Below are 17,236 nucleotides of genomic sequence, written 5' to 3'. Positions count from 1 at the left end.
ACCGACAGGCGAGATGCCCCATAGGGTACAGACTGCGCTCCATCAAAACTTCGTCTGACCCCATCAATCCGCCCGTCGTGCTACGAAATCACAACACCGGGCGATCTGAAACTTCGGCTATGCGCGGTGGGATTTTGAAATTCCGAGCACGCACATGGACCTCTCGAAGATCAAGACGCTGATCGACTTTGTCGGACGATCTAATATTACCGAGCTGACCGTGACGGAAAAGGACGTGACGGTTCGGATTTTCCGAACGGCGGCGGGCCAGGAGGCTGTCGCCGAACCCGAGCAAAAGCCGAGACCGATCGCCGATGCGCCCTCGGGCGTCGAGCAAACCTTCCATGCGGTGACGGCGCCTGTTTTCGGCGTTCTACACAAGGCCCCGGCGCCCGGGGAACCGCCATTTGTCGCGATCGGAGATGCGGTGGAGGAGGGGCAGACGCTCTTCATCATCGAGGCGATGAAGGTCTTCAACACGATCACCGCACCGCGGGCCGGGCGCATCATGCGCCTGACCGAAATAGACGGCGGAGAGGTCGAGACCGGCGATCTGCTGGCGGAGATTGTCTGATGCCGGAAACATTTGAACAATCCGCTGTCTCAGGGCGTCGCTTCGATACCGTCCTCATCGCCAATCGCGGCGAGATCGCAGCACGGATCCAGCGTGCCTGTCGCGAGCTCGGCCTTAGGACGGTCGCCATCTGCTCCGAGGCGGACAGGGAAGCGCCCTACGGCAGCACCGCTGACGGCTTTCTCTGCATCGGCCCGTCGAGCACGGCGAAAAGCTACCTCAATCAGGATGCCATTCTTCTCGCGGCGCGCCTGACCGGTGCGGGCGCCATCCATCCCGGTTACGGATTTCTATCGGAACATGCGGCATTTGCCGACGCCGTCGAAAAGGCAGGGCTGGTCTTCATCGGTCCGACGGCTTCGTCGATCGCGACCATGGGCGACAAGATCGCGGCGAAGCGGGCGATGATGGCGGCGGGCGTGCCCTGCGTTCCCGGGCCGGACACAGCACTGCCCGACGATCCCGCATCGGTGGAGCGGCTCGCGCTGGAGATCGGCTATCCCGTCATCATCAAGGCATCAGGCGGCGGCGGCGGGCGCGGCATGCGCGTCGTTCCGAAGGCCGGTGAGTTGCATGAAGCGATCGCGCTGACCCGGGAAGAAGCCCGCAAGGCTTTCGGCTCACCCTCGCTCTATATGGAGAAGTTCCTCCAGCATCCGCGCCATATCGAGATACAGGTTCTTTGCGACGACCACGGCAATGCCGTGTGGCTGGGTCACCGGGACTGCTCGATGCAGCGCCGCCATCAGAAGGTAGTGGAGGAGGCACCGGCGCCAGGGATTGCGCCCGAGATCATCCGGCCGGTCGGCATGGCCTGCGTCGAGGCCTGTCGGCAGATCAGCTACCGCGGCGTCGGAACCTTCGAATTCCTCTATGAGGACGGTGCTTTCTATTTCATCGAAATGAACACACGGCTTCAGGTCGAGCATCCCGTCACCGAACTGACGAGCGGGGTCGATATCGTCCAGGCGCAGATAAAGGCGGCCCGGGGTGAGGTTCTGAACCTCATCCAAAGTCAGGTGATCTGCGAAGGCCACTCTTTCGAATGCCGCATCAACGCCGAAGATCCCGACACCTTCCTGCCGTCGGCCGGTGTCGTCACCCATCTGACTTTGCCGCAGGGGCCGGGCATCCGCGTCGATACGCATATCCATGCCGGCTATAAGGTCTCGCCCTATTACGACTCGCTGATCGCCAAACTGATCGTGCATGCGCCGACGCGGGCAAAAGCGATGGCCAGAATGTGCGAGGCGCTTGCCGGCACCGAAATCGAGGGCATCGCCACCAATATCCCCTTCCTGCGCGCCCTGTTCGAGGATCATGCTTTCGCCCGTGGCGAGACGGACATTCACTATCTCGAACAATGGCTGAAGCTGCGGAGGGCGGCGGCATGAGCGCGATCGATTTCAGCGATCCGGCCACCATCGCGCTGCTGACCCAAGCACTGACGGCCGCCGGAGTGGACGGGCTGGAGATCTCCCGTCCGGGCGCACAGCTTCGCATCATCATTTCAGGCGAGGGAGAGGCGCGGATCAGCGCGACGGAAGCAGCGCCGCGCGCGCCGGGCTCTGCACGGACGGTCGTGACGGCGCCGATGGCGGGCCGCTTCTGCGTCGAACATCCGGCCGCCTCCGCCGTGCCGCAAAATTTGCCGCGGTCCCTGTCCGACACCGATATCCTCGGCTTCATCAGGGTCGGGGATGTGCTGCTTCCCCTTCGCGCCGGCGGTTCCGGCGTTATGACCAGGCTGCTCGCCGCGCCCGGCGCGCTGGTGGGCTACGGCGATCCTCTTTTCGAAATCGAGTTTCCATCATGATCGTCACGACAAACAGGCACGCTTCGCAACGCGAGATCGTTCCGGCCACCAAAAGCCGGGCACGGGTTTCCTCGATCGGCGCTAGAGCCTTCCTGCTCGAGGCGCCGGGTGAATTCGACGTTGCCGCGCAGCGGCGGATCTGGGCTCTCTCCCAGACCGTGAGAGGCTGGGCGGACCTCGCGGAAGACATTCCGGGGATGACCAATCTGCTGGTAATTTTCAAGGAGACGCCCGAGGACCCCGATGCGGTGGTCGCACGGCTGCTGGAGGCATGGGCGAATGCTGAGAGCATCGATCTCGATGGCAAGACCATCGAGATCCCCGTCCATTACGGCGGCGAACACGCGACGGACCTTCCGGCCCTTTGCGATCTCTCGGGCTTAAGCGACCGCGAAGTGGTGCGCATCCATCATCAAGCGATCTATCGTGTTTTCGCTTTGGGAAGCGCTCCCGGCTTCGGCTATCTGCATGGTCTCGACCCACGTATCTACATGCCACGGAAGACCGTCCCCTCGCTGAAGATGGCGAAGGGCTGCGTGACCATCGGCGGCATGCAGACCGGCGTCGCCATGCTGACAGGACCGAACGGCTGGAATTCCATCGGTTTTGCCACACTTGAAATGTTCGACCCCACCTCGCCGATCCCGGCCATGATGGCGCCGGGAGATACGGTCCGGTTCCTGCCGGCGAGGATCGAGCTATGATCGAGATCTTGGAAAGCGGCCCTTTCAATACGGTGCAGGATCTCGGCCGTTCCGGCTATCGCGATATCGGCGTATCGGCGAGCGGCGCGATGGATCCGCTTGCCGTCCGGATCGGCAATATTCTCCTCGGTAATGACGAGAATGCGGCCGCAATCGAGGTGCAGACCTTCCCGTTCAGCCTGCGTTTCCAGCGACGCACCGTGTTTGCCGTAACCGGCGCCGACGGCAATGCTCATCTCGACGGATCGGAACGGCTTGCCTGGTGCGCCCATATCGCCGAACCCGGACAGGTTCTCGAGCTGAGGCAGCCGCCGCGGCTGGCACGCTCTTACATTGCACTCGGCGGCGGGCTGGACGTTCCTGTTATCATGGGCTCGCGCAGCACGTCGCTACGCGGCGGCTTCGGAGGCAATGCAGGCCGGCCACTGGCGAAAGGCGATCGGATCGCGGTCGGCGAGGACGCGGAGATTGCCATGCTGCCGGCCACGGGCCTCGCCGTCGTCGAACCGGCGACAGCGCTCAGCGATGTCTTCCCCGCCCCGGTCGACGGCGTATTGCCGATCCGCGCCCTGCCGGCTGGCGAGCATGAGCTTTTCGCCGGAGACGGCGAAGCCTTCTGGAGCCAGATGTGGAGGATTTCCTCCCGAAGCGACCGGACCGGCTACCGCTTGTCAGGCGAACCCATCAAGCCGGTGGCATCGATCGAGATGCGCTCCCACGGTGTCGTGCCCGGCGTTATCCAGGTACCGCCCGGCGGCGAACCGATCGTGCAGATGAGCGATGCGAACACCGCCGGCGGATATCCGAAAATCGCCGGTGTGATCGAATGCGATCTCTGGCGGCTGGGACAGGCCCGCATCGGCACCCGCCTGAGCTTTGTTCGCTCGACACACGCCGAAGCGCGCGCTGTCGAACAGGCCGTCACCCGCTATGTCGACGACGTCAGACGGACGTCCCGGATGGTCAAGCGCGCGTTGAAGGCGATGGCCTAGGACCCTCACGAGGAGGAACTCATGAAGATCGATCTGAATTCCGATATGGGCGAAGGATTTGGTCCCTACCGGCTGTGCGACGACGAAGCGATGATGAAAATCGTCTCCTCGGCCAACATCGCCTGCGGTTTCCACGGCGGCGATCCCGATACGATGGGGCGCATGGTCCGGCTCGCAAAGCTGAACGGCGTCGGCATCGGCGCTCATCCCGGTCTGCCCGACCGGCTCGGATTCGGCCGGCGCGAAATACCGTTTTCGGCGGACGAGCTTCGCCAGCAGATGCTCTATCAGCTCGGCGCCCTAATGGCGATCGCCAGGAGCGAACGGGTCGCCGTCTCCCATATCAGCTTCCATGCGGCGATGGGCAATATGGTCAACCGCGATCCCGTCCTCTCCGACCTGATGATGGATGCGATCGCTACTGTGGACCCCGGTCTCGTCGTCTTCGTCACGTCGGGCAGCGAGATCGAATTGGCGGCCAGACGTGCGCGGCTGAAGACGCTGGCGCTTTTCCTCGCCGACCGTGCCTATGATGCCGACGGCAAACTCGTCGCGCGTGGGCTCCCGGGCGCTGTCATCAAGGATGAAGCCTCGGTGCGCGCCCGCGTGCGGCAATTCCTGCTCGGCGGGACCGTCCGGACGATCGACGGCGCCGTGATCGCCATGCCGGCGCGCTCCATTCTCGTTCACAGCGACACACCCGGTGCCCTCGAACTCGCCGGCGTCGTGCGCGGCGAGATCGAAGCCACCGGCGCGGCGCTCGCTCCCGCCGCCGAACTCGCCGAATGACACGATCCCGATCGCCCGCGGGCGGTCCATAACTCCAATCCCTCACCGAAGGACCATTCCGATGTCCATCAAAGCCGACCGCCTGAAAAACGTCTCCATATCAGCATCCGCCGCCATGACCCAGCGGGCCAGAGAGCTCGCCGCCAAAGGGATCCAGGTCGTCAGCCTCTCCTCCGGCGAGCCGGATTTCCCCACGCCGGCGCACGCCGTCGAAGCGGCGCATGCGGCGGCTCTCGCGGGTGACACGAAATATCCGCCGATGGACGGGACGCCGGCCCTCAAGGCCGCGATCATCAGGAAGTTCAAGCGCGACAATAATCTCGACTATGACGGCAGCCAGATCGTCGTCTCGGGCGGCGGCAAGCAGGTGATCTTCAATGCGATGCTCGCAACCTGCAATCCGGGCGACGAGGTCGTCATTCCGACACCCTCCTGGGTCAGCTATGCCGATATCGTCAAATTCGCCGGCGGCGTCCCGGTCGCCGTCCCCTGCCACGAACAGACCGGCTTCAAGCTGCGCCCGGAGGATCTGGAGGCGGCGATCACACCACGCACCAAATGGCTCTTCCTGAATTTCCCGAATAATCCGACCGGCGCGGCCTGCTCCCGGGCCGAGATGGCCGCCATTGCCGAGGTCATGCTGCGCCATCCCCACGTCTGGATCATGACCGACGACATTTACGAGCACCTGGTCTATGACGACTTCCAGTTCTGCACCATGGCGGAAGTCGAACCCAGGCTCTATGAGCGCGTCCTGACGATGAACGGCGTCTCCAAGGCTTACGCGATGACGGGCTGGCGGCTCGGTTTCTGCGCCGGCTCGAAAGAGTTGATGGCAGCTATCAGCAACGTCAACGGTCAGAACGGCGGCGGCATCGCGACGCTCACCCAGGCGGCCGCGACCGCAGCACTCGACGGACCTCAGGATCTCCTGAAGGAGCGGGCGGCGATCTACAAGAAGAGACGCGACTTTGTCCTCGAGAGATTGTCGGAGGTGGAAGGGCTGCGCTGCCACAGGCCCGAAGGCGCCTTCTACATCTATCCCAACATTTCAGGGCTGATCGGCAAGACCAGCAAGGGCGGACGAAAGATCGAAACGGATGTCGATTTCGTTATGGCGCTCGTCGAGGAGCATCATGTCGCGACCGTGCAAGGCGCCGCTTACGGAATGAGCCCCTTCTTCCGTATCTCCTATGCGACAAGCATGGAAAAACTCGGCGAAGGCTGCGCCCGCATCGCTGAGTTCTGTAGGGATATGCGCTGACCGGCAGCCGTTAATCCTTCAGCCGCGCCGTCAGCTCGAGGAGGATGTCCCGGACGGCAAGCGCCGGCTCCGACAGGGGATTCTGGTCGGAAACGCAAAGCGACAGGGTTTCCTCGATCCGCGGAGAGACGAGCCGGCAGATCAACGGCTCGCTCGATTCCGATACGATACGATCGGCGATGGCCTTCGGCATAATCGTCGCGCCGAGACCGTCGCCGACCGCGCGTCCCAGGGTGCGGACGATCTCGACTTCCGCCACGACCTTCAAATTGGTGCGGGTGCGCGTGAAGGCGGTATCGACTGCGCGGCGAACAAAATTATAGGCCGGCGGCAGCAGCATCGGTATCCCGTCGAGAGCGTTGACGGCGACAGGTTTGGCATCCGCGTCGATCGCAAAATCGCGATGCGCGACCAGGAAAAATTCCTCGCTGAGGATCGGTTCGAACCGCACGCCTTTGATTGGCCCGGTTCCATGCAGAAGTGCCATCTCCAGCCGGCCGTTCATGATCATCTGGCTATAGGTCTGACCCACGCTTTCGGTCAGATGCAACAGGATGCCGGGATGCCGCTTCCGGGTCTCCGCCAGCAGATCGACCGACAACGTGGCAGCGCTGCTGAAAGGGACCAGACCGACGGACACGCGCCCTGCAAGGGAATTGCCGGCCGCCGAAGCATCCGCTTGCGCCTGCTCCATCTGCCGGAGGATAATCTGCGCGTGGCGATACACCGCATGGCCCGCATCGGTCATGCTGACGCCCTGCTGGCTGCGGATCAAAAGCTTCTGGCCGAAATGCTCCTCCAGCGCCGCCAGCTGCTGACTGAGCGCCGGCTGGGCGATATGCAAAAGATCCGCCGCGCGCGTGATGCTGCCGCTGTCGACGATCACGATGAAGGATTTGAGGCGTCTGATGTCCATGAGGATCGGGGAACCATTCTGATCTGCTGGGATGGCATGTTTGCAGACGCGTATAGCTTTTGCAACGCGACGAGATCGCCAACCGGGCCGGGCCTTGCTGAGCACGAACCACGCCAATAGCGCCGACATCGCGTCTTTCTGTTCTTCGGCAGCCGCGCAAGGCTCCATAACCGTTGCTTATTGCTCCAGAGATAATCGGTCTTAGGCAAGGAGTTAAAGCTTCGCTACTCTCTCCATCAACAACAAGGGAACGACAATGCCATTCTCCGACTACAAGACCGCACTGGTAACCGGCGCATCCTCCGGAATCGGCGCAGCCGTTGTCGAGCGGCTCCGCCGGGAGAACATCGAGGTCCATGCCGCTGCCCGCAGCACTGAGGCGCTGCAGCAGCTGGCCACGCGGACCGGCTGCATCCCTCATGTCATCGATGTGACCGACCGAAAGGCAATGGCCGAGCTCGCGGCTCGGGTGGAATTCGACATTCTCGTCAATAATGCCGGCGTCGACCGGCCGAAGAAGTTCCTCGAAGCCGACGAGGGCGACATCGATCTTATCGTCGACGTCAATCTGCGGGCGGTGCTGCACCTCTGCCGCCTGGTGGTGCCGGGCATGGTGGCGCGCGATCGCGGCCACGTTATCAATATTTCCTCGATCGCCGGCACCTACAATTTCGGCGGCAACTCGTCCTATCATGCCACCAAGGCGGGGGTGAGCATGCTGTCCAACCAGCTGCGCATCGACGCCTTCGGCAAACGGGTGCGGGTCACGGAAATCTGCCCCGGCCGGGTCGCCACGGATATTTTCAACCACGTCCACGGCAATGATCCCAGCATCCGGGAGCGGTTCATCGACGGTTTCGAACTGCCGCAGGCCACCGATATCGCCGACGCGATCGCCTTCGCCATATCAGCTCCGGTCGCCGTCAATATCGGGCATATGGAGATCACGCCGACGCTGCAGGTCATGGGCGGCCTGCAGACCGCAAGGCCGCAGCCGAAGACGGATCCATCCGGGGAGCCAAGTCCGTGAGCGGTTTCGACCTTTCGGCGATCCTCGGAAATCCCGAATATTCCTCCATGCTGCTGCATGGCATCGAGATGACCTTCATCATCTATGCCGGGTCCTGGTCGCTGGCGATGGCGCTGGCATTGCTGCTGCTGGGTCTGCGCCTGTCGCCCTTTCGCTTCGGCGATCCGTTGGTCGCCGCTTACGTTTCCTATCACCGCAACGTCCCGACGCTGGTGCAGCTCATGCTCTGGTATTTCGGGATCTTCACGCTGATGCCGAGCGGCATCGCGAATTGGCTTGCAAGCCACAATGCGGAATCCATCTTCGCGGTGATCGGGCTGGGGCTCTGCCAGGCGGCCTATTTCAGCGAAGATCTTCGTTCAGGCGTACGCTCGGTCGGTGACGGCCAGATGCAGGCAGCCCGTGCACTGGGCCATGGCTACGTCTCGGCGATGCGTTTCGTCATCATGCCACAAGGCGTGCGCAACGCTCTACCGCCGCTCATCAATCACAGCGTCTCCCTGTTCAAGAACAGCAGCCTCGCCGTCATCATCGGCGCGTCGGAACTGACGCATGCCGTCAAGGAAATCGAGAACCTCAGTTTTCGCACCTTCGAGATCTACCTGATCGGCACGGTTCTCTACCTCTTCTTCTCGCTCGTGATCATGAGCATCGGCGCCTACCTCTCGATGCGCGCCGATCCTGCCCGGAGTGCACGCGCATGATCCAGGACATGATCGCCATCATCAAAGACTATTGGCTGCTGCTCTTGATCGGCCAATATCCGAACGGACCGCTCGGCGGGCTTGCCAACACGCTGATCCTCTCGGCGCTCAGCATCACTCTCGCCTTTCCGGCCAGCATTCTGTTTGCAATGGCGCGGCTCTCCAAGTCGCGGCTGCTGCGCTGGCCCGTCACCGCGCTCGTCTATTTCACCCGCGGCGTGCCGCTTCTGATGCTCATCCTGTGGAGCTATTTCCTGGTGCCGCTCTTGACCGGCGCCGATGTGCCAAGCTTCGTCACCATGCTGACGACGCTCGTGGTCTATCAGAGCGCGTTTCTCAGCGAAGTCGTCCGCGCCGGCATCGTCGCGCTCGGACCCGGCCAGATGGACGCGGCGCGTGCGCTTGGCCACGGCTATATGGGCGCGATGCGCTACATCATTCTGCCGCAGGCGCTCTACAACATGATCCCGAGCATCCTCTCCACTTTCGTCTCGACGATCAAGGATACGACGCTCGGCTATGTGATCAACGTGCCGGATCTGACCTTTGCGGCGAGCCAGGTCAACAACCAGCTCCTGACGCAGCCCTTCCAGGTCTTCCTCATCCTGGCGATCGTCTACTTCATCATCTGCTGGACGCTCACCTACTTCGCAAATCGCCTCGAGCGGCGCATCACGCGGCGACGTGCGGGACTTCTCAACGTTCCCACGGCCTCTCTCGTCACGCCATCGAAAATCATATCGGAGCAGCTATGACCATGTCGGTTTCCGCGCAGGAATCGCAGACGATCCGGCTTTCGCAGGTCTGCAAGAGCTACGGCGACTATCCGGTCCTGAAGAACATCGATGCTGAGGTCGCGCGCGGCGAGGTGGTCGTCATCTGCGGTCCATCCGGTTCGGGAAAATCCACGCTGATCCGCACGATCAATCGCCTCGAGGAGATCAACAGCGGATCGATCACGCTCGACGGACAGAACATCCATGCGTCGATGCGGGCGAAGGAGCTCAACACAATGCGCAGCCGGATCGGCTTCGTCTTCCAGAACTTCAACCTCTTTCCGCATCTTTCCGTGGCTGAAAACGTCTCGATGTCGCCGATCCGGGTGAAGGGCGTGGCGCCCGATGTCGCGCACGAGAAGGCGCTCAAACTTCTCGACCGCGTCGGCCTCGCCGACAAGGCCCGAGCCTATCCCGGCCAACTCTCGGGCGGCCAGCAGCAGCGTGTGGCGATCGCCCGTGCCCTTGCGATGGAGCCCCCGGTGATGTTGTTCGACGAGCCGACGAGCGCGCTCGACCCTGAAATGGTCGGCGAAGTTCTGGCCGTGATGAAGAGCCTGGCATCGGAAGGCATGACCATGCTCTGCGTCACTCATGAAATGGGCTTCGCGCGCGAGGTCGCGGATCGGATCTGGTTCATCGATGCCGGCCAGATCATCGAAATGGCGACGCCTAAAAATTTCTTCAGCAATCCGACCCATCCTCGGGCTCAGCGTTTCCTCGCTGACCTCAGGCATTGAGACCAACCATCAAAAACAAAGGAGAACAGCAATGAACTGGAAATACCTGAGCCTCACCGTCGCATTGGCCGGCCTGGCGGCGGCGATGCCCGCGAAAGCCGATCAGCTCGACAACATCATGTCGGCAAAGACCCTGCGCTGCGCGACATTTGCCGACGTTCCCCCTTTCGCCTCTCCCGATCCGAAGACCCGCGAAATGGCCGGTTTCGACGTCGATCTGTGCGGCGCCATCGCCAAGGAACTCGGCGTCAAAGCTGAAATCAAGCCGGTTTCGGTCGAAGCCCGCGTGCCCGAGGTCAAGCTCGGCCGCGTCGACATCACCGTTGCCAACCTTGCCTATACGCTGAGCCGCGCCGAGCAGATCCAGTTCAGTGATCCCTATTACCTCGCCAAGGAAATGCTGATCGTGCCGGCGGACGATGCCGGCAAGACGAAGGCCGATTATGCCGGCCAGCGCATCGCCTCGACCAAGGGCTCGACGTCAGAAATGTCGATCAAGCTCAACAAATCGGAACCGCTGACCTTCCAGGATACCGCCTCGGCCTATCTCGCCGTTCAGCAGGGCAAGGCGCGCGGCATGGTGGCCAACACCATGACGACGACCAAGTTCGTCAATGAATCGAAGAGCAAGGGCAAGGAAATGCGGATGATCGAGGAGCCGATGCTCTACCAGCCGATCGGCATCGGCATGGCCAAGGATCAGCCGAAGCTGACGGCCAAGATCAACGAAATCCTGCACAAGCTCGACGAGTCCGGTGAAATCAACAAGATCTGGGACAAGTGGCTCGGTCCGAACACCGAGTACAAGATGACCCGCACCGACAAAGTCGTGCCGCTCGCGCAGCTGAAATTCGACCCGATCCCGTAGACCACCGGTCTCGGAACCTCCCGAAGACATTCAACCGAGACAAGACGGCGGGATTTGCCCGCCGTCTACCAACGATGCGAGGCACCCATGATTCATATAAAAGACATCGCTGAACGGCCCAGCAAAGCCGACATCGAGGCCGTTTCGAAATTTTCGCCGGCGACCATCCACGAAGCCCAGGGGCGCCGCGGCGCACTTTCCTCCCGTCTCAAGCCCGTCGACTACCGCATGAAACTGTGCGGCCCGGCATTCACGGTCAGATGCGCGCCGCGCGACAACATCATGCTGCAGCTCGCCATCAACTATGCAAAGCCCGGCGACATCATCGTCGTCTCCGCCGGCGAATATGAAGAGGCCGGCTCCTTCGGCGACGTGCTTGCCAATGCCTGCCTTGCCAAGGGCATCGGCGGTCTCGTGACCGATACCGGCGTACGCGACACGCTGCAGCTGCGCGAACTCGGCTTCCCGGTCTTCTCGCTCAGCGTCTGCATCAAGGGCACGGTGAAGGAAACCATTGCCGCGGTGAACGATCCGATCATCGTCGGCGGCGAAATCATTAATCCCGGCGACATCGTCGTCGGCGATGCCGACGGGCTGGTGGTCGTGCGCAGGCAGGAAGCCCAGGAAGCCGCCCGGCTGTCGCAGGCTCGCGAAGATGCCGAAGCCGGTTATATCGCCGCCTACAAGGCGGGCAAATCGGTCATCGAGGTCAGCAATCTGGCACCGGTGCTGAAAGCCAAGGGCCTTGTCGTCGACGTCTGAGACGATCGCCTCACTCCCAGCCCGCGCCGGCCTTCCGGTCGCGGGCTCAGATATTCTCAGGCGTCACGATTTCAAAGGTAATGGTCCGCTGAATCGTGCTGCCCGACGCGCCCTGCGTGATCGTTTCGATCATCGTCTCCACCAGCGCCGTGGACGTCTGTTCCAGCGGATGACAGAGGGCCGCGGTAATCATCCCTTCTGACAGGCCTTTTCGCGTCTCCGGGCCAATATCCCGGCAGACGAGGCGGATGCTTCGGCGCCGCTCCTGCGGCACTTCCCTCAGCGCCCGCAAGACCCCGGAAATGCCACCGCCGACGATCAGGATGCCGGTGAGGTCGTCCGTCGTCGCCAAGAGTTCCTTGACCATCCGATAGGCCTCGTTCGGCTCCTCATGCGTGGGGCGGCTGTCCTCGATGGTCAGATGCGGCGCATGTTCGCGCACATAGGAGCGGAAGCTCGCGTCGGAGACGTCCTGACACTGGTAACGGTGATTGCCGATGAAGACGGCAATCCGCCCCGGTCCGTGCGTCATGTTCGAGATCAGCCATGCCGCCGTCCGCCCCATTTTCCAATTGTCGGCCCCGACATAAGCGGCCCGCTCGCGGGCGGATTGGTCGGTAATATAGGCAATGACCGGCTTGCCCTTCTCGTGCAGCTCGCGGATGGCCTGGGCGATCACCGGGTGATCGGCGGCGACCACCGCGACGGCGTCACAGTTTGCGCCGAGCGCCTTGAGCCGGCCGGCAATATTCTCCGGCGTCAGGAGATCCACAAAATCGACCACCGGGTCGATGACCTCGTCACGCCTGGCGCGGCATGCCTCGACGATCTTCTTGCCGAAGAGCTGGTAGAGTTCGCGGCTGGATTGCTGCAGCAGAAAGCCAAGCCGGTATTTCGGCACCGACTTGCGCAGCCGGTCCTCGATTGCCCCCGCGCCGTAAAAGCCGATGCGCTCCGCGGCGGCCTGGACGCGTTGCACGGTCGTTCCTTTGACGGAGGCGGTGCCCCCCAGAATCCGATTGACGGTCGCAATGGAGACATCGGCCTCCTTGGCAAGGTCGGAGATCGTCGGCCGCCGCATGATTGTTCCCTCCATCGTCAAAGCGTTCGTATCATTATGATTGATACTCTGTGATACTTTATGCATGTTTAGTATGATTTCACATTTCTGGAATTTCAAGCAGTGATATGTTTCTCCTCACGGTCACGCCAGGGAGGCGGACCAAGGGAGGAGATTGAGATGCCTAAATTTCGCCGCCTTGCGGCAACCGTATCGGCCGCCGCCATCATGACCTGCACTGCCACGGCCGTTATGGCCGCAAACATCTTCGTCGTGGGCGGCAAGCCGGACGACCCGTTCTGGTCGATCGTCAAGCGTGGCGCCGAGGATGCCGGCAAGGTCGCAGAAGCCCAAGGTGGCAAGGTCGTCTGGCTCGGGCCGCAGAACTACGACAATCTCGGGGTCGACGCGGCCGAGCTGATCCGCCAGGCCATCGACCAGGGCGCCGACGCGATCGTCGGTCCGGACTGGGTGCCGGAAGCGATGGACCCTGCCTTCAAAGCGGTCGTCGACAAGAAAATTCCGCTTGTCATCTATAATGCCGGCGGCATCGAAGCTGCCGATCGTCTCGGCGCGATGAACTATGTCGGCTCCAACGACTATCTGTCCGGCAAGGCAGCGGGCACCTACTTCGCCAAGCATGACCTCAAGAACGCCGTCTGCCTCAATACGCTGCCCGGTGCGGCAAACATCGAAGCCTTCTGCAAAGGCATGACCGATGGCGTGACCGAAGGGGGCGGCGTCGGCTCGTCACTGCCGCTGCCGGCAACCTCGTTCGGTTCGGCGACCGCCGTGGCGCAGGCCCTGAAGGCGCATCTCCTGCAGCATCCGGAAATCAAGGCCGTCTTCGCAATCGGCAACGTCGACACCAACTCGGCGGTCAACGGCGTGACGCAGGCCGGCAAGCAGGGACAGGTGAAGGTCTGCGGCATGAATATGGATGAAACCGTTCTGAACAACATCAAGAGCGGCAGCCAGCTTTGCGCGATCGACCAGCAGGGTTACCTACAGGGCTACCTCGCAGTCTCGATCCTGAACGGCAACGTCAACTACGGCCTCACCGTACCGACGCGTGAGATCCTGACCGGCCCCGGCGTGATCGACGCCTCCAACGTCGACGCCACCCTGGCAGGTGTGAAGGCCGGCGCCCGGTAAGGGATCGGCCGAACGTCGGAAGCTGCCTGTCCCTCACGCAGGCGGCTTCCATTCTTTCAAAAGCCCGGCCGATCGGTCGCGCGGCTTTATGGTGGTGTCAAATGAACGCGAGAAACGATGTCCTCGCCTCTTCGGTTCCTTCGAGCGGCCACGCCAAAGCGACCATCGGTCAGCTTTCCCGGCGCCCTGAAGCCGGTTCGTTACTAGGCTTGATTGCGGTGTTCGTCTTCTTCGCCTTGCTGGGCGGCAAGGTCTTCCTGTCCGCTGCAGGCTATGCAAGCTGGCTTAACGTCGCCGCGGAGATCGGCATCGTCGCGCTGCCGATCGGGCTCCTGATGATCGCAGGTGAAATGGACCTCTCGATCGGCGCGGTCATTCCGGCATCATCCCTGACGGTCGCGATCATATCGGGCCATTACGGCCTTCCCGAGATCGTGGGAATTTCCGCCGGCCTGGGCGTCGGGCTGATCGTCGGGCTCTTCAATGGCTATCTGGTCAATCGCACCCGCGTGCCGTCTTTGATCATCACCATCGGTTCCATGTTCGGCGTCATGGGATTGACGCTGGGCTTCACCGTGCTCATTGCCGGCAGCACCGGCGTGTCGCTCGTGCCGAGCCCGAGCGTCAAGGCGATCCTCGGCGATTTCATTGGCGGCATGTTCCAGGTGACGGTCTTCTGGTGGATCCTGTTCGTGGCGGCATTTTTCTGGCTGCTGCACATCTCGCCCGTCGGCAACTGGATCTTCGCTCTTGGTGGCGATAAGGTCTCGGCCCGTAACGCCGGCATTCCGACGCAAAGGTTGACCATCGCGCTTTACATGATGTCGGGCTTTTCCGCCGCCTTCGTCGGCGTGAGCCAGGTGCTTGTCTACCAAAGTGCGCAGGTGCTCGGCGGACAATCCTTCATCTTCAATTCGATCATGTGCGTGGTCATCGGCGGCGTGCTTTTGACCGGAGGCGCAGGATCGGTGGTGGGCATCGTCTTCGGCACGCTCACCTTCGCGATCGTCAACCAGGGCATCTATTTCACCGGCATAGACCCGAACCTCGGCAGCGTCATCATCGGGGCGCTCCTGCTGCTCGCCGTGATGATGAATGACAAGTTCCGGCTGATGGCGATGTCCTACGCTGCGAAAAAGAAGAAGTGAGGGCAGGGAGATGAACGGCTTTTCCATAGGACACTTTGTACGCCGCCCGGAATTCGGCGCCCTGTTGAGCTTCATCGCGGTGATCGCTTTCTATGTCGCCTTCGGGGGCGTCAGCCTTGCCGCGCTCTTCGGCGCGGCAAGCTGGGTCAACTTCGCCGCCAATCTCGGTATCGTCGCCTTGCCGGTCGGCCTTCTGATGATATCAGGCGAGCTCGATATCTCGATCGGCGCGATGATCCCGGCGGGCTCGATGACGATCGCCATCCTCTCGGGCTATTACGAGTTGCCGATCGTCGTCGGCATGCTTGGCGTGCTCGCCATCGGCGTTGCCGTCGGGCTGGTCAACGGTGTGTTGGCGGTGCGCACCAGCGTGCCCTCGCTGATCATCACACTCGGCACGCTGGTCGCTGTGCAGGGCCTCATTCTTGCCGGATCCGTCATCCTGACCGGAGCCGCGTCGGTGCCCCTCAATGCCCCGGCCTGGGCCAAGACGGTCTTCGGCGACCTCATCCACGGCAAATTCCAGGTGATCATCCTGTGGTGGCTGGCGCTGACGGTGGTTTTTGGTTTCGTGCTGCATGCGACGCGCTATGGCAACTGGATCGTCGCGATGGGCGGAGACGAGGTCAGCGCGCGCAATGCCGGCATCCCGACCGACGGGCTCAGGATCGTCCTGTTCGTTCTCTCGAGCACGGCCGCCTCCTTCGTCGGAATGTGCGGCGCCATCTTGTTCAATTCCGCGCAGGTCTCGGGCGGCATGAACTATATCTTCAATACGATCGTCTCGATCGTGGTGGGCGGCGTGCTGCTCACAGGCGGCTTCGGTTCGGTCGCCGGGATCTTTCTCGGTACTTTGACCTTCGCCGTCGTCAGCCAGGGCATCTACTTCACCGACATCGACCGCAACTGGTCCAACCTGATTATCGGCGTGATGCTGATGGCCGCCGTTCTGATGAACAACACCTTTCGGCAGATGGCGCTGAGCTTCGCGCCGAAGAAAAACAAGTGAGCGTCACCATGTCCGACACTATTCCAATCCTTGAACTCCAGAATGTCGACAAGAGCTTCGGCCCGATCGACGTGCTGCACGATATCTCGCTCAAGGTCCGTGCGGGCGAGGTGCTCTGCCTGCTCGGCGACAACGGCGCCGGCAAATCGACGCTCATCAAGACGCTTGCCGGCGTTCACAAGCCGACGCGCGGCACAATCCTGATGGATGGCAACCCGGTAGAATTCAGCGGGCCGCGCGATGCGCAGGAAAAGGGCATCTCGGCGGTGCATCAATTCGGCGGAACATTTCCGCTGATGTCGATCGGCCGATCCTTCTTCGTCGGCGTCGAGCCGACCAAGGGCTGGGGGCCGTTCAAGGTCTATGACCGCACGAAGGCCAATGAGATTGCCGTCAAGGCCGTGCAGGATTTCGGCATCACCCGGATCGACGATGGCGATCGTCTTGTCGGCGGGCTTTCCGGCGGCGAACGCCAGTCGCTTGCGATTGCCCGAGCCGTGCATTTCGGCGCGCGCGTGCTGATCCTTGACGAGCCGACGGCTGCTCTCGGCGTCAAGCAGGCGGCGCATGTGCTGCGGATCGTCAACGAGGCGAAGCGGCGGGGCCTGGCGGTGATCTTCATCACCCATCAGGTCATGCATGCGATGGCGGTGGGCGATCACTTCGCCGTTCTCATCCGTGGGGCGATCGCCGCCGACTTCCGCAGGGGCGAGAAGACCCGCGAAGAGATCACAGACCTGATGGCCGGCGGGGAAACCATGGCGGATCTCGAGGCCCAAATCGATACTTACGTTGCAAGTCATGAGAGCCATTCGCCGCCGGCCGGCTAACCGCTGACGGCACCACAAACACACAGAGCAAAACACGTAACGTCCGGCAGCGTCAGAAAAGACCGCCGCCGGGAAAGGAAAATCATGTCTGGAATCCGG

19 protein-coding genes are annotated in these 17,236 nt (G+C 62.1%); 17 read left to right on the top strand and 2 right to left on the bottom strand.

Annotated elements, in window-relative coordinates; translation table 11 throughout:
* Positions 1-154 precede the first annotated feature (154 nt).
* The 7 genes from AMK02_RS23055 to AMK02_RS23025 all read left to right on the top strand — a co-directional run bounded on the left by AMK02_RS23055 (position 155) and on the right by AMK02_RS23025 (position 6,139).
* Positions 155-574 (top strand): acetyl-CoA carboxylase biotin carboxyl carrier protein, encoded by a 420-nt coding sequence (locus AMK02_RS23055; RefSeq protein WP_064807094.1) that lies wholly within the window; start codon positions 155-157, stop codon positions 572-574.
* On the top strand, positions 574-1,968 hold the full coding sequence (locus tag AMK02_RS23050) for an acetyl-CoA carboxylase biotin carboxylase subunit (protein ID WP_064807093.1): 1,395 nt from the start codon (positions 574-576) through the stop codon (positions 1,966-1,968). Before AMK02_RS23055 ends, AMK02_RS23050 begins: the two co-directional genes overlap by 1 nt.
* Entirely contained in the window at positions 1,965-2,390 is a 426-nt protein-coding gene (locus AMK02_RS23045; RefSeq protein WP_064807198.1) for a hypothetical protein, read from the top strand. Before AMK02_RS23050 ends, AMK02_RS23045 begins: the two co-directional genes overlap by 4 nt.
* Positions 2,387-3,094: a 5-oxoprolinase subunit PxpB gene (gene pxpB / locus AMK02_RS23040; protein WP_064807091.1), complete on the top strand. Its 708-nt coding sequence runs from the start codon at positions 2,387-2,389 to the stop codon at positions 3,092-3,094. Before AMK02_RS23045 ends, pxpB begins: the two co-directional genes overlap by 4 nt.
* Entirely contained in the window at positions 3,091-4,086 is a 996-nt protein-coding gene (locus AMK02_RS23035; protein WP_064807089.1) for a biotin-dependent carboxyltransferase family protein, read from the top strand. Before pxpB ends, AMK02_RS23035 begins: the two co-directional genes overlap by 4 nt.
* 21 nt (positions 4,087-4,107) lie before the next feature.
* Positions 4,108-4,875 carry a 5-oxoprolinase subunit PxpA gene (locus AMK02_RS23030; RefSeq protein WP_064807087.1) on the top strand — a complete coding sequence of 256 codons (768 nt, stop codon included), beginning with the start codon at positions 4,108-4,110 and terminating at the stop codon, positions 4,873-4,875.
* A gap of 61 nt (positions 4,876-4,936) precedes the next feature.
* The gene (locus AMK02_RS23025) at positions 4,937-6,139 is read left to right on the top strand and encodes a pyridoxal phosphate-dependent aminotransferase (RefSeq protein WP_064807085.1); all 1,203 of its coding nucleotides are present in this window, start codon (positions 4,937-4,939) and stop codon (positions 6,137-6,139) included.
* 10 nt (positions 6,140-6,149) lie between these two features.
* On the opposite strand, the gene nac is transcribed toward AMK02_RS23025, so the two are convergent.
* Positions 6,150-7,055 carry a nitrogen assimilation transcriptional regulator NAC gene (gene nac / locus AMK02_RS23020; protein ID WP_064807084.1) on the bottom strand — a complete coding sequence of 302 codons (906 nt, stop codon included), beginning with the start codon at positions 7,053-7,055 and terminating at the stop codon, positions 6,150-6,152.
* Between the two features lie 256 nt (positions 7,056-7,311).
* Here nac and AMK02_RS23015 point away from each other — a divergent pair, with 256 nt between their 5' ends.
* From AMK02_RS23015 to AMK02_RS22990, 6 genes are all read left to right on the top strand, one after another.
* Positions 7,312-8,085 carry an SDR family oxidoreductase gene (locus AMK02_RS23015; RefSeq protein ID WP_064807082.1) on the top strand — a complete coding sequence of 258 codons (774 nt, stop codon included), beginning with the start codon at positions 7,312-7,314 and terminating at the stop codon, positions 8,083-8,085.
* Positions 8,082-8,789 (top strand): amino acid ABC transporter permease, encoded by a 708-nt coding sequence (locus tag AMK02_RS23010; protein WP_064807081.1) that lies wholly within the window; start codon positions 8,082-8,084, stop codon positions 8,787-8,789. The genes AMK02_RS23015 and AMK02_RS23010 overlap by 4 nt, the downstream gene beginning before the upstream one ends.
* A complete protein-coding gene (locus AMK02_RS23005; protein ID WP_064807079.1) occupies positions 8,786-9,544 on the top strand; it encodes an amino acid ABC transporter permease in 759 nt (252 codons plus the stop codon). Before AMK02_RS23010 ends, AMK02_RS23005 begins: the two co-directional genes overlap by 4 nt.
* The gene (locus AMK02_RS23000) at positions 9,541-10,305 is read left to right on the top strand and encodes an amino acid ABC transporter ATP-binding protein (protein WP_064807077.1); all 765 of its coding nucleotides are present in this window, start codon (positions 9,541-9,543) and stop codon (positions 10,303-10,305) included. Before AMK02_RS23005 ends, AMK02_RS23000 begins: the two co-directional genes overlap by 4 nt.
* A 31-nt stretch (positions 10,306-10,336) precedes the next feature.
* Positions 10,337-11,173 carry an ABC transporter substrate-binding protein gene (locus AMK02_RS22995; RefSeq protein WP_064807076.1) on the top strand — a complete coding sequence of 279 codons (837 nt, stop codon included), beginning with the start codon at positions 10,337-10,339 and terminating at the stop codon, positions 11,171-11,173.
* 87 nt (positions 11,174-11,260) lie between these two features.
* Positions 11,261-11,935, top strand: a complete 675-nt coding sequence (locus tag AMK02_RS22990) for a 4-carboxy-4-hydroxy-2-oxoadipate aldolase/oxaloacetate decarboxylase (RefSeq protein ID WP_064807074.1) — start codon at positions 11,261-11,263, stop codon at positions 11,933-11,935.
* Between the two features lie 46 nt (positions 11,936-11,981).
* Here the strand turns inward: AMK02_RS22990 and AMK02_RS22985 are convergent, their stop codons facing one another.
* Positions 11,982-13,016: a LacI family DNA-binding transcriptional regulator gene (locus AMK02_RS22985; RefSeq protein ID WP_064807072.1), complete on the bottom strand. Its 1,035-nt coding sequence runs from the start codon at positions 13,014-13,016 to the stop codon at positions 11,982-11,984.
* A 159-nt stretch (positions 13,017-13,175) separates the two neighbouring features.
* Here AMK02_RS22985 and AMK02_RS22980 point away from each other — a divergent pair, with 159 nt between their 5' ends.
* The 4 genes from AMK02_RS22980 (at position 13,176) to AMK02_RS22965 (ending at position 17,137) form a co-directional block, all read left to right on the top strand.
* Positions 13,176-14,150, top strand: coding sequence for a sugar ABC transporter substrate-binding protein (locus AMK02_RS22980; protein ID WP_064807071.1), 975 nt, complete (start codon positions 13,176-13,178; stop codon positions 14,148-14,150).
* A gap of 101 nt (positions 14,151-14,251) precedes the next feature.
* Positions 14,252-15,298 (top strand): ABC transporter permease, encoded by a 1,047-nt coding sequence (locus AMK02_RS22975; RefSeq protein ID WP_064807069.1) that lies wholly within the window; start codon positions 14,252-14,254, stop codon positions 15,296-15,298.
* A 10-nt stretch (positions 15,299-15,308) separates the two neighbouring features.
* Entirely contained in the window at positions 15,309-16,307 is a 999-nt protein-coding gene (locus AMK02_RS22970; RefSeq protein ID WP_064807067.1) for an ABC transporter permease, read from the top strand.
* 8 nt (positions 16,308-16,315) lie between these two features.
* Positions 16,316-17,137, top strand: coding sequence for an ATP-binding cassette domain-containing protein (locus AMK02_RS22965; RefSeq protein WP_064807197.1), 822 nt, complete (start codon positions 16,316-16,318; stop codon positions 17,135-17,137).
* Positions 17,138-17,236 lie beyond the last annotated feature (99 nt).

Origin of the sequence: Rhizobium sp. N731 (genome assembly GCF_001664145.1) — a bacterium.
Taxonomy (GTDB): domain Bacteria; phylum Pseudomonadota; class Alphaproteobacteria; order Rhizobiales; family Rhizobiaceae; genus Rhizobium; species Rhizobium esperanzae.
This window is presented reverse-complemented; position numbering and strand designations above follow the sequence as displayed.

What these genes read in the sequence shown, in the direction of transcription:
- AMK02_RS23055 (WP_064807094.1), top strand. Translation starts at nt 155, where the DNA reads ATGGACCTCTCGAAGATCAAGACGCTGATCGACTTTGTCGGACGATCT.
- AMK02_RS23050 (WP_064807093.1), top strand. Translation starts at nt 574, where the DNA reads ATGCCGGAAACATTTGAACAATCCGCTGTCTCAGGGCGTCGCTTCGAT.
- AMK02_RS23045 (WP_064807198.1), top strand. Translation starts at nt 1,965, where the DNA reads ATGAGCGCGATCGATTTCAGCGATCCGGCCACCATCGCGCTGCTGACC.
- pxpB (WP_064807091.1), top strand. Translation starts at nt 2,387, where the DNA reads ATGATCGTCACGACAAACAGGCACGCTTCGCAACGCGAGATCGTTCCG.
- AMK02_RS23035 (WP_064807089.1), top strand. Translation starts at nt 3,091, where the DNA reads ATGATCGAGATCTTGGAAAGCGGCCCTTTCAATACGGTGCAGGATCTC.
- AMK02_RS23030 (WP_064807087.1), top strand. Translation starts at nt 4,108, where the DNA reads ATGAAGATCGATCTGAATTCCGATATGGGCGAAGGATTTGGTCCCTAC.
- AMK02_RS23025 (WP_064807085.1), top strand. Translation starts at nt 4,937, where the DNA reads ATGTCCATCAAAGCCGACCGCCTGAAAAACGTCTCCATATCAGCATCC.
- nac (WP_064807084.1), bottom strand. Translation starts at nt 7,055, where the DNA reads ATGGACATCAGACGCCTCAAATCCTTCATCGTGATCGTCGACAGCGGC.
- AMK02_RS23015 (WP_064807082.1), top strand. Translation starts at nt 7,312, where the DNA reads ATGCCATTCTCCGACTACAAGACCGCACTGGTAACCGGCGCATCCTCC.
- AMK02_RS23005 (WP_064807079.1), top strand. Translation starts at nt 8,786, where the DNA reads ATGATCCAGGACATGATCGCCATCATCAAAGACTATTGGCTGCTGCTC.
- AMK02_RS23000 (WP_064807077.1), top strand. Translation starts at nt 9,541, where the DNA reads ATGACCATGTCGGTTTCCGCGCAGGAATCGCAGACGATCCGGCTTTCG.
- AMK02_RS22995 (WP_064807076.1), top strand. Translation starts at nt 10,337, where the DNA reads ATGAACTGGAAATACCTGAGCCTCACCGTCGCATTGGCCGGCCTGGCG.
- AMK02_RS22990 (WP_064807074.1), top strand. Translation starts at nt 11,261, where the DNA reads ATGATTCATATAAAAGACATCGCTGAACGGCCCAGCAAAGCCGACATC.
- AMK02_RS22985 (WP_064807072.1), bottom strand. Translation starts at nt 13,016, where the DNA reads ATGCGGCGGCCGACGATCTCCGACCTTGCCAAGGAGGCCGATGTCTCC.
- AMK02_RS22980 (WP_064807071.1), top strand. Translation starts at nt 13,176, where the DNA reads ATGCCTAAATTTCGCCGCCTTGCGGCAACCGTATCGGCCGCCGCCATC.
- AMK02_RS22975 (WP_064807069.1), top strand. Translation starts at nt 14,252, where the DNA reads ATGAACGCGAGAAACGATGTCCTCGCCTCTTCGGTTCCTTCGAGCGGC.
- AMK02_RS22970 (WP_064807067.1), top strand. Translation starts at nt 15,309, where the DNA reads ATGAACGGCTTTTCCATAGGACACTTTGTACGCCGCCCGGAATTCGGC.
- AMK02_RS22965 (WP_064807197.1), top strand. Translation starts at nt 16,316, where the DNA reads ATGTCCGACACTATTCCAATCCTTGAACTCCAGAATGTCGACAAGAGC.